Raw genomic sequence first — 15,780 nt, forward strand, 5'->3', positions numbered from 1 at the left:
AGGAGAGTTAAGTTGGATAAATTAAGTGCAAGAGGACGGCTTTTAATTTTAATTATTATAGATTCAATTATTGTAACCCTGTCTGTATTTATTTGTTACAGCATATTAGAGCCATATTTTGAAGGCTATTCAAAGAAAATTTTAATATTCACTTCAATTATATTACTGATTTCACATCATGTATTTGCATACATATTTAACCTTTATCATCGTGCTTGGGAATATGCGAGCGTGAATGAATTATTGATTATTGTTGAAGCGGTAACGTGTTCTATTATTTCAACAATAATTATTGTACCTCTTTTTACAGGACATCCACCATTTTTTAGATTGTATTTAATTACATGGATGATGCATCTGATTCTTATAGGAGGATCAAGAATTTCATGGAGAATTGGGCGTGGTTTTTTAGTAGGAAAACGGAAAAAGAAAAAACCAACACTGATTGTAGGCGCAGGTCGCGGAGGATCACTATTAATAAGACAAATGTTACGAAGCCCAGATATGGGATTAGAACCTGTTTTAGCAGTAGATGATGATCCACAAAAGCGTAATTTAGCTATTACTGGAGGAGTTAAAGTCCAGGGCACAATTAAAGATATTCCTAATCTAGTAGAAAAGTATCGAATTAAAAGAATTATCATTGCTATACCTACGCTTTCACCAGCTAGATTGAAAGAAATTACTGATCTATGTAACAGTACTGGGATTGATATCTTCAAAATGCCAAGTATAGAGTCTGTATTATCTGGAGAATTAGAGGTTAACCAATTAAAACGTGTAGAAGTTGAAGATTTACTAGGAAGAGAACCAGTAGAGTTAGATATGGCCATGATTTCAAAAGAACTAACGCATAAAACAATATTAGTCACTGGAGCCGGAGGATCTATTGGTTCTGAAATTTGTCGACAAGTATGTAAATTTGAACCAGAAAGAATGATATTACTTGGACACGGCGAAAATAGTATTTATTTAATTCATCAAGAATTAACGAAATTGTATAAAGATAAAATTGAAATTATTCCAGTCATTGCAGATGTACAAGATGGAGAACGGATTCAAGATATTGTTGATAAGTATTATCCATATGCGATTTATCATGCAGCTGCGCATAAACATGTACCACTTATGGAATATAATCCTACCGAAGCATTCAAAAACAATGTACTTGGAACAAGAAATGTGGCAACAGCAGCTAAAAAAGCTGGTGTGAGAAAATTTGTCATGATTTCAACAGATAAAGCGGTTAACCCACCTAATGTCATGGGTGCATCTAAACGTATGGCTGAAATGGTCGTACAAAGTCTCAACGATGAAAATAGTAAGACTGATTTTGTAGCTGTTCGATTTGGAAATGTTTTAGGCTCAAGAGGATCTGTCATTCCATTATTTAAAAAACAAATTGCAGCTGGAGGACCTGTCACAGTGACTCATCCAGATATGACCCGTTACTTTATGACGATTCCTGAGGCATCACGATTAGTATTACAAGCGGGTGCTTTAGCACAAGGTGGAGAAGTCTTCGTGCTTGATATGGGAGAACCTGTTAAAATTGTTGATTTAGCACGTAATCTAATTAAGTTAAGTGGAAAAACTGAAGATGAAATTGGAATTAAATTTTCAGGAATTCGTCCAGGTGAAAAACTGTATGAGGAACTGTTAAATGAAGATGAAATACATCCGGAACAAGTATATGAAAAAATATATCGAGGGCGTGTAAAACATCACAATAAAGAACAAGTAGATGAAATAGTTGAAGATTTAAATCATCATTTCTCGCAACAAAAGATTATTGATATAGCTAATGATAAAGTTACTAAAGCGTGAAAGAGGAGAGATAATGATTTTTAAACAAAATGTAATAAATAAAATATTGGTAGGTGAAATATATGTATAAATCGAAAACATTGAATTTAATTATTAATAGTTTAATTATCATTATTTCACTGATTACAGCCATTTACTTATTTAATCAACGTCCACAATTAGACGCTGGTTATGAAAATATATATTTATTACCTTTAGCTTATTTGATTTTTCATATTCTTTTTATAAGAAAAGTAATGAAAAACTACGGAATAAGTATGTTTTTAGGGATTTATATAACCGTTAGCTTTTTTAGATATGTATTGATAAGTGGCTTAGTAGTTATTGCTCATTGGTTTTATGGTAGAGCAATAGTTCCACCAGAACCTATATTTTATAAAAAAGCTATTTGGCTAATGATTTATGAACTATTTGCTTATAACTTAGCTATCATTTTATTCCATAAACTCTTTTTTAAGAAAAAGAAAAATATTAACAATGAAGCTACCGTAAATGTTAGTTATAGTAAAAACAATACTGTATATATAGTTTTTATTATTCTAACAGTATTATTAGTAGCAATTAGACCATCGGCTCTTTCATTCTTTTCTTTTTTATCAGTAAATGAAAATTTTAGTGGACTCGATAAAGCTGACACATTAACAGCTATAACTACTATATTTTTAAATATTTCTAGAATATTAATATATTTAATAGTTATTAGATGGCTGATGATTAACGTACACCCTAAGAGTCCATATCTTTCTTTTAGTATTATTTTATTAGTGACAATAATTAATTCGTTAATTTTCTTTGGAACAAATAGATCAGATTTCATCTTTAATTTTATAGTTAATCTAGTTATATTAATGTATTTATATAAAAAACTCGGCATAACAGTTAGCGTCATTTTAATTACTCTTATCCCTATAGTGGTAGAAAGCATGTCAAGTTATAGACAATCTACCACAATCACTAAAGGAGCAAATAAACTAGTAGACTTTACTGATAATTTACAAGTCTATCTAGGAGGCGTTTACAATGTAGCATTAAGTTTAGATATGAGTTCTCCTAATAGTAAACCATTAATATTATTAATAGATATATTTAGATCTGCTTTTGGCCCAAATTTGATTTTGAAACATATTAATATTGTCCCAAGTGTTAATTTATATAATAATCGAATTTACTTAAGTGATCATGTAGCACAAATAATTCCAATGATTGGACAAAGTCATTTATATCTTGGATATGTCTTTGCACCAATTTTAGGTATAAGTTTTATATTTATAGCAATCTTTTTAGTTAGAGAAATCGTTAGAGTCAATAGATTAGAACTTATATATATATTAACCTTATTTAGTGGTAGACTAGGATTTGTTATGGCTCAAAATGGAAATATTTTATTAAATGATTTAACTTTCTTTCTTCCATTATTTTTAATTGTTTATTACCTTAATAATAAGGTGGTGCTTAATAAATGAAGAGATTAAAAAATATTGGTTATACATTTATAGGTAATGTAGCTTTTTCATTGGTTAAGTGGCTCACCTTAATATTAATTGTTCGTTTAACTAATCCTGAAGATGTAGGTGGTTATACTTTTGCAATGGCTATTACTGCACCTATAACTCTTTTTACAAATATGCGTATAAGATTGCGGTATGTAGTTGAAGATAATTTAACTTTTAAAAATATAAGGGTTTTAAGAAATATTTTAAATATTATTAGTTTATTAACAATTTTATTTATTGGATTAGTTATTTTTCCAACTTATTTAAATTATTTTGTGTTAGTAGCATTTACAAAAGTACTAGATTTACAATCAGAGCTATATTATGCCATTCTTCATAAAAAACAAAACTTTAAACTAATAAGTTTGATGCAAATAGGGAAATCTATAATTATAATAGTGCCGTTTGCAATAATAGTGGTTATAACTAAAAATGTAAATTATGGTTTATTAGTCCAAGTAATCTCTCAGTTTTTATGGTTAGTTTTTGTTGAAAGAAAATCTATAAAATATAAAGATATTGAAAGTAATGAAACTAATAAAAAACTATTATTTAACATTTTCTTGTCAGGTTTGCCTCTAGGATTTGTTCAAATGATTAATTCATATAATATAATGATTCCTAGATATATTATAGAAAATTTCTTGAGTTTAAAACTTGTTGGTGTTTTTGCATCTATTAGTTATTTGTTAACTATTATAGATTTATTTATGAATGCTATTTCACAAAATATAATAGTTAGAATTAAATCTTATGTTAATAAGAAAGAGTTTATAAAGTTGTCAAAATATATAAATAAAGATATATTCTTATATTCAATAATTTTAGGTTTCATCGTTATACTACCAGTCATATTCTTGAAAGATCTTTTAATAGGAATGATATATGGGGATTTTTATAAACACTATAGTAATGTACTTTTAATTATATCATTCTCAATTATTTTTAATTTTCAAAGTTGGATGTTTGATACTGTTTTAATGGCTTTTAAAGCTTATAAAAGTCAACTTATAGTTTCTATTTCAACTTTAGTCATATCGATTATATCTTCATTAGTATTAATTAAATATTTTGGAATAATAGGTGCTAGCTTTGCAATAGTAGTTATAACTTTAAGCCAAGCATTATTTAAATATATTTTAGTAACTTTAAATATAAAAAATGAAAAAAAGAGGTAATGATATGACAATACTATTTGTTCATGACTTTCACGCATATCACGATAAAAGAAAAAATATATATTATTCAACTGGTTTTCCCTATTCCATTTGGGAAAGATATTTAAAAGTATTTGATGATTTAAAAATTATTTCTAGATATAAAGAAATAATAGAAGAAAACCATGATTATAATCAATCAAGTGGTGAAGCTGTTACATTTGCGCCAATTAAAGAATACAAAAGTATTAAATCTTTAATTATTAATATAAGAACAATAAATCAACAACTAACTTCTGAAATACTTAAGTCTGATGGAGTAATTATAAGGTTACCCAGTGTCTTAGGATTTATAACTGCTTTAATATGTCAAAAAGCTAAAAAACCGTATGCTGTAGAAGTAGTTGGATCAATGTTTGATGCATATTGGAATTATGGTGGAATATTAAGCAAACTTTTAGCATTTCCAGGAGAATTTATTCAAAAAAAATCAATCAGATATTCTTCAGTAGCCATTTATATAACTAATAGTTATTTACAACATAAATATCCTACTGAAGGAATAGCTTTTAGCAGTGTATCAAATGTTGTATTAGAAAATTCTTTTGAAAATAAAATTTCACCTAAGTACGATATAAAAATGAATCCTACAAAACTTGGACTAGTGGGGTCAACCTTTGTCAATTATAAAGGTCATGATATTGCTATAGAAGCACTCTCTATATTAAGAAAACGAGGTTACAATGTAATTTTAGATTTAGTAGGACAGGGACTAAGTGAAAAGATTAAAAACCTAATAAATAAGTTTAACATGAACAATTATGTTTACTATAAAGGCATAATAAATAAAAGACAACAAATGAATGACTGGTATAAGAGTTTAGATATATATTTACAACCAAGTAGAACTGAGGGACACGGACGTGCAGCTGTAGAAGCTATTAGCAATGGAGTTACAGTAATCGCTTCAGATGTAGGTGGACTTCCAGATAGTATTCAAAAAGAATATCTATTTCCACCTAAAGATCCGCAAAAGTTAGCCAATTTAATTTCTAAGTGCATAGATAATAAAACATTTAGAAGAAAAAATATTGATAGTAATATTGAAAAAGTAAATAAATATAAAAGTAAGATTGTTGAAAGTAAAAGAACAGAAGCATTAACGACTTTTAAGAATTTATTAGGAGGGAATTCAAAATGAAAGTTTTAATCACAGGTGCTGCAGGATTTATTGGTTCAACATTAGCAAAGAAATTAATTAATCAAGGTTATGAGGTAATAGGAATCGATAATATTAATGACTATTACTCTGTAGAATTGAAAGAAGACAGACTAAAATCAATTGGTAAAGATCATTTTACTTTTTATAAAACTGACTTAGAAAATTATGAGAAGGTAAATAAAATTTTTGAAGATGAAAAACCAGAAGTAGTAGTTAATTTAGCTGCACAAGCGGGCGTAAGATATAGTTTAGAAAATCCAAGAGCATACATTGACTCAAATATTGTTGGATTTATGAACATCTTAGAAGGTTGCCGTCACCATGAAGTAAAACATTTAATTTATGCTTCTTCAAGTTCAGTCTATGGTGCAAATACAAATAAGCCATTTAAAACTTCAGATAATATTGATCACCCATTAAGCTTATATGCTGCTACTAAAAAATCAAACGAACTTATGGCGCATACTTATAGCCACCTTTATAACTTGCCAACAACAGGGTTACGCTTCTTCACAGTTTATGGCCCGTGGGGCAGACCTGACATGGCATTATTTAAATTCACTAAAGCAGTAGTAAATGATGAAACCATTGATGTATATAATCACGGGAACATGATGCGTGATTTTACTTATGTTGATGATATTGTAGAAGCAATTAGTCGTTTAATTCAAAAACCAGCGCAACCAAATCCTGAATGGTCTGGTGCTAATCCAGATCCAAGTTCTTCATATGCACCTTATAAAATCTATAATATTGGTAATAACAGTCCAGTTCGTCTAATGGAATTCGTTGAAGCAATTGAAAATAAACTTGGTAAAACAGCGAAGAAAAATTATATGGATTTACAACCTGGAGATGTACCAGAAACATATGCGAACGTAGATGATTTATTCAAAAATATTGATTTCAAACCACAAACATCTATACAAGAGGGTGTGAATAAATTTATTGATTGGTATTTGGATTATTATAAAGTGAAGGGAGAATAGGACATGCTTCAATTTATATACGATCATTCACCAATTGCTTTTCAAAATTTAATGGTCTCAGTGCAAGGTAAATTATTTGAAAAGCAACGTTATACGTCTTATTACTATGATGAGTTAGAAAAATTACGTAGCTGTAAACATCCTTTTGAATTACAAAAGGAAAGGATGCAAGAATTCTATAAATTAATTAAAAGTGATAGTGAATTTTATCATGAGAAATTAGTAGACTTTCAAAATAAAATTGATTTAAATAACTTACATAAATATCCAGTCTTAACTAAAGAACAAGTTAGAACTAATGTTGAAAAAATGGTTACTAAAAGTTCTGAAGATTTAATCATATTAGGGACTGGTGGTTCTACTGGAAAAAGCTTAAAGGTATATTCAAGTGCATATGATATGTCAAGACGAATAGCATATCTTGACTTTTTTAAAGAACAACATGGTGTGTATAAAGGTATGAGAAGGGTAAGTGTAGGCGGAAGAAAAATTGTGCCTCAAAAACAAAAGAAAAAAATTTTTTGGAGATACAATGAACCATTGAATCAATTAATGATTTCGGCTTATCATGCTGAAGGAGAAAACCTTAAATATTATGTTCAAAAATTAAATGATTTCAAGCCTGAGACATTAGATGGTTTCCCCACCGTATTACATAGAATTTCTAAATATATATTAGAAAATAATATTAAATTGACTTTTACTCCAATTGCAATTTTTCCAACGGCAGAAACTTTAACAGATGAAATGCGAAACGATATTGAAAAAGCTTTTAATTGTCCAGTAAGAAATCAATATGCATCCTCTGAAGGATCACCATTTATAATAGAAAATACAAAAGGTGAATATGAAATTGGAGCGATGAGTGGTTATTTTGAACTTGAAAAAGTTGAAGATAAAATTTATGAATTAATCGTAACAGGTTTTTATACGACTACTACCCCTCTATTTAGATACAAAATTGGTGATTCAGTAGAACTATATGAAGAATTACCTGAAAATTACACACAAAAAGATATTAAAATTAAAAAAATAATTGGAAGAAATAATGACTTTTTAAAGTCTAGCGAAAGAGGAATAATTACCAATGTATATTTATCTACCGCTATTAGAGAACTAGGAAACACAGTTGTTGATTCGCAATTTGTTCAAAATGAGATTGACTTAGTAGAAGTAAATTTAGTAGTTGCTGAGGAGACCAATACTAAAAAACTTATTAATAAATTAGAAACACAATTAAGATCAAGATTCGGTGATAGGACTCAATTTAAATATAATTTTGTAGATAATATTCCCCTTACTAATGGTGGAAAAAAACGATTCATGATTAATAATTTAAAATAAAGGAGTAATTTACAATGGATAGAAATATAGCAGTTGTAGGTTTAGGGTATGTAGGTTTACCTGTAGCAGTGACTTTTGGTAAAAAACATGAAGTGATTGGCTTTGATATTAATGAAAATAGAATTAAAGAGTTAAAAGAAAATCGTGATAGAACAAATGAAGTGTCATCAGAAGACTTAAAAGCTACAAATATTTATTTTACTTCTAATTCAGAAGATTTGAAAAAGGCTGACTTTATTATTGTAGCAGTTCCAACACCGATTGATAAAAATAATAAGCCAGACTTAACACCACTACTTAAAGCGAGTGAAACGGTTGGTCAAGTGTTAACGCCTAATACCATCGTTGTATATGAATCAACTGTTTACCCTGGTGCAACAGAAGAAGACTGTGTTCCAGTATTAGAAAGAGAGTCTGGCTTAACTTGTGGCAAAGATTTCTTTGTTGGTTATTCACCTGAAAGAATTAACCCAGGTGATAAAGTTCATACATTCGAGACGATTACTAAAGTTGTTTCAGGTCAAACACCAGAAGTGTTAGACATCGTTGCTGATGTATATGGTTCAGTTGTAACTGCTGGAGTTCATAAAGCTTCATCAATTAAAGTAGCCGAAGCCGCTAAAGTGATTGAAAATACACAACGTGATGTAAATATCGCTTTAATGAATGAATTGGCATTAATTTTTGATAAATTAGATATCGATACAAATGAAGTATTACGTGCCTCAGGCACGAAATGGAATTTCTTGAATTTCAAACCAGGTTTAGTTGGTGGACACTGCATTGGTGTAGATCCATATTACTTAACACATAAAGCACAAGAAGTTGGTCATCATCCAGAAGTGATTTTAGCAGGTCGTCGTATTAATGATAATATGTCTAAATTTATTGCCTCTAATGTCATTAAAGGCTTACTAAAACAAGGTTTAGAAGTTCAAGGCGCAACGGTAAATGTGTTAGGTCTAACATTTAAAGAAAATTGTCCTGACTTAAGAAACACAAAAGTGATTCATATTATTGAAGAACTAAAAGACTATGGTTTAGATGTACATGTCAATGATGTAGAAGCAGATAAAGAAGAAGCGAAAAAATTCTATAATATCGACTTAGAAGATAAACAAAATTTACCTAAGGCTGATGCAATTATATTTGCTGTAGCACATAAAGATTATGTAGAACATAAACAAGAATACTTAAATCTTGTAAAAGAGAATGGTGTAGTACTTGATATTAAAGGTATTATTGAAGATGATGAAATCGGAAACAAAGGATTATGGAGACTATAAACTAAATATGCTCTATAAATTAAGGGTGAATGACATTGTCAAATAAAAAAATCTTTCAATTAGTAACTGTTTCAAAGAGTATTCCATTAATGAAAGGCCAAGTTGAATATTTAAGAGATAAGGGACTTGACGTTCAGGTCGTATCCTCAGAAGGACCAGAGCAACATACGTATTCTTCTGATATTACACATGTAGTTAACATGGAAAGAGAGATTTCTTTAAAGAATGATTTAAAATCATTAATTAATATGATTAGATTATTAAAAAAAGAAAAACCTCACATTGTTAACTCTGGAACTCCTAAAGCTGGATTAATAGGTACATTAGCAGCCTTTATTACAAGAAGGCCGGTACGTATTTATACAGTGAGAGGTCTCAGATTAGAGACCGTTACTGGTCTCAAATACAAAATTCTATATGCTATGGAAAAACTAGCAATGCTTTGTGCCACAGACATTATAGCTGTATCTGAAAGTCTTAAATCTAAAATCGTAGAACTTAAATTAGCTAAATCTGGTAAAATAAAAGTTTTGGGCTACGGTAGTTCAAATGGTGTAGATATAGAAAAGTTTAATAAACAATTTAATTCTATTCCTTTTGATGTAAAAGAAGAGATTTCAGGATATTTTGTTATTGGATTTGTGGGAAGGATTGTTAAAGATAAGGGAATTAAAGAAGTAGTAGAAATGTTTAAAATATTACAACATCGGAATCTTAAAGTTAAATTACTAATTTTAGGTAATCCTGAAAAAGATGATTCAATTAGTAATGATGATTATCAATATCTACTAAATCATGAAGATATTGTCTTAGTTGGACAAGTTCCAGAACCAGTTCACTATTTTAATCACATGGATGTATTAGTATCTCCAACATATAGAGAAGGTTTTGCAAATGTGAGTTTAGAAGCTCAATCTGTAGAAGTTCCTGTAATAACGACACGTGCTACAGGAGCAATTGATACAATAGAAGATAATCATACAGGTTTCTTAGTAAATGTGGGAGAAAGTGTAGGATTAGCAGATAAAGTTGAATATTTAATTAATCATCCAAGTTTAAAAGAAGAAATGGGTAAAAATGGAAGACGTAGAGTGGAAGAGAAATTTAGAAATGAAATTGTTTGGAAACATCTAGAAACAATATATAAAAATAATCTTCCTATTTAAAAATAAAAAGGAGGGGTGTATAATGTTGAAACGCTTATTTGATATTGCAGTGAGCGCGACAGGATTAATTATTTCAGCGCCGATTACTTTAACTGCAGCCGCTGTTATTGCTAAAAAATTAGGCAAACCTGTACTTTTTAGCCAAGTACGACCTGGTCAAGATGGTAAACCATTTGAAATCTATAAATTTCGGACAATGTCTGATAAAAGAGATGAGAATGGAGAGTTATTGCCAGATGATCAACGTATGACACCAGTAGGAACATTTATTAGAAAGTCTAGCATTGATGAATTACCGCAATTAATCAATGTATTAAAAGGTGATATCAGTTTAGTAGGGCCTAGACCATTATTAATGGAGTATTTACCTTTGTATAATGATGAACAGAAAAAAAGACATAACGTTAAACCAGGTATAACTGGATGGGCTCAAGTGAATGGACGTAATGCGATTAGTTGGGATGAAAAATTTAAATTAGATGTTTGGTATGCAGAGAATCAATCATTTAAATTAGATATGTATATTATCTATAAAACAATTATTAATATCTTACAACGTAAAGATATTAATGCACCTAACCATGTCACAGCTGAAAAATTCAAGGGGAATAAAGTATGAGCCACCCCATTGTTCTAATCGGAAAAGGCGGACATTCAAAAGTGATTAAAGATATTATAGAAGCGGATAAACAGTACTATGTAGCTGGATATCTTGATCATGCAATTAATGAATATTACATGGATGAAGACAAATTTTATGATAATTTAGATAATATAGAGAAGTATAAAGATGAATGTTTCTTTGTCATTGCTATCGGTAATAATTATGTGCGCCAAAAATTATTTAACTCACTAGATATTCCAGTTAATCAATATGCGACATTGGTTCATCCATCAGCTATTGTAAGTTCTAGCGCTAAAATTGAATGTGGTACAGTTGTTATGCCACATGCAGTGATTAATGCTGATACTACAATAGGTAAACATGTCATTATTAACACAGGCGCAATTATTGAACATGATAATAACATTGCGGATTATGTTCATGTATCACCCAATGCCACTTTAGCGGGTGGCATCACTGTTGGAGAAGCTTCTCATATTGCAATTAATGCTAGTGTATTACCATTAGTCGAAATAGGTAGTCATTGCATAGTAGGGGCAGGCGCTACAGTAATCAATCATGTAAAATCAGAATCAACAGTTGTTGGAACACCAGCTAAAACTAAGGAGTGAATAAACGTGGAAGAGGAAAGAATTTTTTTATCTAGACCACATATGGGCGGAACAGAATTGAATTATATTAATGATGCATTCGATAAGAACTGGATTGCACCATTAGGTGAAAATGTAACAGAGTTTGAGAATAGTATGAAAGATTATGTCGGCGTAGATGCAGCAGTTGCTGTCGGTAGTGGGACATCAGCAATACATTTAGCTTTAATTGAAAGTGGCGTTCAAAAAGATGATGTTGTTTTTTGTAGTTCATTAACATTCAGTGCTTCAGCCAATCCAATCATTTATCAAGGAGCAACTCCCGTCTTTATAGACTCAGAAATGAGCTCTTGGAATATGTCTCCAGATGCATTACGTAAAGCGTTCGAAACATATTCTGAAAAAGGTATTACACCTAAAGCAGTCGTGGCTGTTAATTTATATGGTCAATCAGCTAGAATGGATGAAATTAAAGACATTTGTGATCAATATGGTGTGACTTTAGTTGAAGATGCTGCAGAATCTTTAGGTGCTGAATATCATGGCCAAAAAAGTGGAACATTCGGTAAATTTGGTATCTTTTCATTTAATGGCAATAAAATTATCACTACCAGTGGTGGCGGTATGCTTATTTCTAATGATAAAGAACATATCGAACATGCCCTTTTCTTAGCAACACAAGCTCGAGATAAAGCGTTACATTATCAACATAGTCAATTAGGATATAATTATCGTTTGAGTAATATCTCTGCTGGTATTGGTAGAGGACAAATGGAAGTATTAGATCAACGTATTGAACGTCGCAGAGACATTTTTAATCGATATAATCGAGAATTTGGTAATGTGGATGGATTTGATTTCCAACCAGAGCTACCAAATTCTAAATCAAATCGTTGGTTGACTGCTCTAACAATTGATGAAAATAAAACTGGTTTTACAGCACTAGATTTAATTGATGCACTACAAAAAAACAATATTGAAGCACGTCCAGTTTGGAAACCGATGCATTTACAACCTTTCTTTGAATCATATGATTATTTTAAAGAAAATGAAGATAATAGTGCTTATTTATTTGAACATGGTGTTTGCTTACCTTCTGGCTCAGACATGACTGATGAACAACAAACACGTGTTATTGAAATTATTAAAAGTTTATAGAATGAGTGATGATAAATGAAAAAGAAAAAATCAACGACATTTAAAATTATCATAACAATTTTAATTTTATTGTTAGTATTGATTATTGGGCTCGTTATCTTTGCATTTGCTAAATTCCATTCGCTGAATAATTCAATTAAAGAACCATTAGATAGAGATCACTCACAACTAAGACAAAAAAATTTAAAAGATGGCGATCCAATGACTGTTGTGTTATATGGTATTGACGATGATGCACAACGACACCAAGAAAATTTAGGACAACGTAGTGATTCTATTGTGTTAATGTCGATTAATCCAAAAGATAACAAGACAGTCATGGTAAGTGTACCACGTGATACGAGAACTGAAATTGTGGGTCATAATTCAACGGAGAAAATCAATCATGCTTATGCGTATGGTGGCCCTAAAATGGCAGTGAATTCGCTTGAAAAATTAATGGATGTACCTGTTGATCACTATATTGCAATAAATATGGATGGTGTTAAAACTGTGGTAGATGAAATCGGTGGCGTGGATATCACAAGTGATGCAACGTTTACGACAAAATCAACTACACCGTTTCATTTCGAAAAAGGTAAGCAATACCACATGAATGGCAAACAAGCTTTAGCATATATGCGTGCGCGTAAAGAAGAAGGTGCTGGTGGCGATGGTGGACGTCAGTTACGTCAACAACAAGTCATCACAACTGTTGCTAAAGAAGCGTTCTCAATGAATTCAGTAACAAAATTAAACAGTATATTTAAAGCAGCACAAGATAATTTAAGAACAGATTTAAGTTTTATCGAATTAAATAAATTTAGATCTGATTATAGTAAAGCTGACAATAATGTAGAACGTTTAATCATTGATGGTCAAGATGACAAAGGTGACGACGGATTGTACTATTTCTATCCCAATAAAGATAGCTTAAATGAAGTAAAACAAAAAATTAAAGATAATTTAGAAATGAAATAATGATGTAAAAAAAGCACTTTAGCAGGTGGTTACTTGCTAAAGTGCTTTTTTGACCATAAAACAAGACACGTTTCAATTATAGAGAGCGTCTTATTTATGAGCTAAATATTATTGTTGATTTTGGTTAGACGTGACATCTTGACCAAAGAAGTCGAAGATGTTTTTTGCACTATCTGTGTTATCAATGTTACCACGGAATTTATCAGCACCTGGACCATATGCATAAGTATTTACATCTTCACCAGTGTGACCATATGTTGTCCAACCAGTATGAGATGCATCGTTAATTGGTTTTTGAATTGCATCTTGTAATTGAGTTGTTGCTTCTGCAATTTTTGGATCATCGTCATTTTTAGCTTTATCTTTAACGTCTTTTAATTCTTTCGCTGCATCTTTAACTTTATCTAATTGTTTTTTAGGGAAGTCGACACCATAACCTTCATTGATCACTGTTTCAGGGTCTTTACCTTTAGCAATTTGTTCAGTCATGTAACTGCCAGAATGTTTCATTTTATGAATAGCGTCTGGATTCCATACATAATCTTTGCCTTTAGCGATGGATAAACCGCCAGTTGAGTGGTCAGCAGTTGCGACAACTAATGTATCTTTATGATTTTTTGCATAGTCGATAGCGTTTTGGAATGCTTTATCGAAACCGCTCATTTCTGACATGACACCAGTGATATCATTAGGATGACCAGATTTATCAATTGACGCGCCTTCTACCATTAAGAAGAATCCTTTATCATTTTTTTCTAATTTAGATAATGCACTCTCTTCCATATCTGCTAATAATGGATTTTGTTGTGGTGCATCAATTTGTAACGGCATATTTTTTTCAGCAAATAAACCTAATACTTGGTCACTTTTTGAGTTAGCTAAGTCAGTTTTATTGGTTACATAGTCGTAACCATCTTTTTGAAATTTCTCAGTTAAATGACCATTTTCTTTACCGAAGTATTTAGAGCCTCCACCTAAGAGAACATCTACTTTATGTTGGCCATTAATTTTATCGTTATAAAATTGTTGTGCAATCTCATCTTTTTTATCACGATCATCTACATGTGCCGCATACACAGCTGGGGTTGCATCAGTGACTTCTGCTGTTGTCACTAAACCAGTTGATTTACCTTGTTCTTTAGCATATTCTAATACTGACTTTAAAGGTTTTTTATCATTATCTACAGAGATTGAACCATTATATGTTTTATGACCTGTAGCGAAAGCTGTGCCACCTGCAGCTGAGTCAGTGACATTTTCTTTAGGATCGTTAGGATTAGTACGGTTAGTTCCTTTTAAATATTTATCAAAAGCAGTTTGATCTAATTCTTTGGTATTAGGATTATCTGCATAATAACGGTAAGCTGAATTATAAGAAGGACCCATACCATCTCCAACCATGAAAATCACATTTTTAGGATTTTTAGTGTTACCGATGGCCATGTAATCGCCATTTTGACCTTGTTGATCTTGAGCACCTTGTCCAGCACCAGATGCGAATGACACATGTGTTGTACCTAATACTGAAGCAGCTAGAATTGAAGTTGCTACTGTGGTTTTTCCAAATTTATTGATGAAACTCATTATTAAAAAAGCCCCCTAATATGTAAAATATAGATTACTTACATCTTTATATTAAGAAACTTTATTTGATTTGAAGTAAGTATTTAGTAAACTTTAGTTTAAGGTATTGTAAAAAATTATTAACTTATCATATTCTATGATTTGATAAATTAATTTAATATAAAGAATTGAAAATATATGTTATAATAGTATTAAATAAAATAGTTTGATCTTATTAAGAGTAAGTGGAGGGAATTGGCCCTATGAAACTTCAGCAACTGCGCTTTGCGTGAGGTGCTACATCCAACAGGATTTTCCTGAAAGATAAGAAGATGTCGACAAGCGCTTCTTATTTAAGGAGGGCTATTTTATTTACCCAAATTAAAAAAAGGTGGTAAAC

13 protein-coding genes and 1 riboswitch are annotated in these 15,780 nt (G+C 30.7%); of the genes, 12 read left to right on the forward strand and 1 reads right to left on the reverse strand.

Features of this window, described 5'->3' with window-relative positions; all coding sequences use genetic code 11:
* The first annotated feature begins 12 nt into the window (after positions 1-12).
* From BDW25_RS04565 to BDW25_RS04620, 12 genes are all read left to right on the forward strand, one after another.
* A complete protein-coding gene (locus tag BDW25_RS04565) occupies positions 13-1,827 on the forward strand; it encodes a polysaccharide biosynthesis protein (protein WP_133944930.1) in 1,815 nt (604 codons plus the stop codon).
* Positions 1,828-1,889: 62 nt separating this feature from the next.
* Complete coding sequence (locus tag BDW25_RS04570; protein WP_133944932.1) at positions 1,890-3,290, forward strand: hypothetical protein; 1,401 nt, start codon at positions 1,890-1,892, stop codon at positions 3,288-3,290.
* Positions 3,287-4,498, forward strand: a complete 1,212-nt coding sequence (locus BDW25_RS04575) for a lipopolysaccharide biosynthesis protein (protein ID WP_133944934.1) — start codon at positions 3,287-3,289, stop codon at positions 4,496-4,498. The genes BDW25_RS04570 and BDW25_RS04575 overlap by 4 nt, the downstream gene beginning before the upstream one ends.
* Positions 4,499-4,502: 4 nt before the next feature.
* On the forward strand, positions 4,503-5,678 hold the full coding sequence (locus tag BDW25_RS04580) for a glycosyltransferase (protein ID WP_133944936.1): 1,176 nt from the start codon (positions 4,503-4,505) through the stop codon (positions 5,676-5,678).
* Positions 5,675-6,688 (forward strand): NAD-dependent epimerase, encoded by a 1,014-nt coding sequence (locus BDW25_RS04585; RefSeq protein ID WP_133944938.1) that lies wholly within the window; start codon positions 5,675-5,677, stop codon positions 6,686-6,688. Before BDW25_RS04580 ends, BDW25_RS04585 begins: the two co-directional genes overlap by 4 nt.
* Positions 6,689-6,691: 3 nt before the next feature.
* A complete protein-coding gene (locus BDW25_RS04590) occupies positions 6,692-8,032 on the forward strand; it encodes a phenylacetate--CoA ligase family protein (RefSeq protein WP_133944940.1) in 1,341 nt (446 codons plus the stop codon).
* Positions 8,033-8,046: 14 nt separating this feature from the next.
* A complete protein-coding gene (locus BDW25_RS04595) occupies positions 8,047-9,318 on the forward strand; it encodes a nucleotide sugar dehydrogenase (protein ID WP_133944943.1) in 1,272 nt (423 codons plus the stop codon).
* A 29-nt stretch (positions 9,319-9,347) separates the two neighbouring features.
* Positions 9,348-10,484: a glycosyltransferase family 4 protein gene (locus BDW25_RS04600; protein WP_133944945.1), complete on the forward strand. Its 1,137-nt coding sequence runs from the start codon at positions 9,348-9,350 to the stop codon at positions 10,482-10,484.
* 22 nt (positions 10,485-10,506) lie between these two features.
* The gene (locus BDW25_RS04605; RefSeq protein WP_133944948.1) at positions 10,507-11,103 is read left to right on the forward strand and encodes a sugar transferase; all 597 of its coding nucleotides are present in this window, start codon (positions 10,507-10,509) and stop codon (positions 11,101-11,103) included.
* Positions 11,100-11,720 carry an acetyltransferase gene (locus BDW25_RS04610; RefSeq protein WP_133944950.1) on the forward strand — a complete coding sequence of 207 codons (621 nt, stop codon included), beginning with the start codon at positions 11,100-11,102 and terminating at the stop codon, positions 11,718-11,720. The genes BDW25_RS04605 and BDW25_RS04610 overlap by 4 nt, the downstream gene beginning before the upstream one ends.
* A gap of 6 nt (positions 11,721-11,726) precedes the next feature.
* The gene (locus tag BDW25_RS04615) at positions 11,727-12,857 is read left to right on the forward strand and encodes a DegT/DnrJ/EryC1/StrS family aminotransferase (RefSeq protein ID WP_279587327.1); all 1,131 of its coding nucleotides are present in this window, start codon (positions 11,727-11,729) and stop codon (positions 12,855-12,857) included.
* A 15-nt stretch (positions 12,858-12,872) separates the two neighbouring features.
* On the forward strand, positions 12,873-13,817 hold the full coding sequence (locus BDW25_RS04620; protein ID WP_133944952.1) for an LCP family protein: 945 nt from the start codon (positions 12,873-12,875) through the stop codon (positions 13,815-13,817).
* Positions 13,818-13,925: 108 nt separating this feature from the next.
* On the opposite strand, the gene BDW25_RS04625 is transcribed toward BDW25_RS04620, so the two are convergent.
* The gene (locus tag BDW25_RS04625) at positions 13,926-15,401 is read right to left on the reverse strand and encodes an alkaline phosphatase (protein ID WP_133944954.1); all 1,476 of its coding nucleotides are present in this window, start codon (positions 15,399-15,401) and stop codon (positions 13,926-13,928) included.
* Between the two features lie 208 nt (positions 15,402-15,609).
* A riboswitch (SAM riboswitch) is annotated at positions 15,610-15,711 on the forward strand.
* Positions 15,712-15,780 lie beyond the last annotated feature (69 nt).

This window comes from Staphylococcus sp. AtDRG32 (genome assembly GCF_004365845.1).
GTDB classification, from domain to species: Bacteria; Bacillota; Bacilli; order Staphylococcales; family Staphylococcaceae; genus Staphylococcus; species Staphylococcus hominis.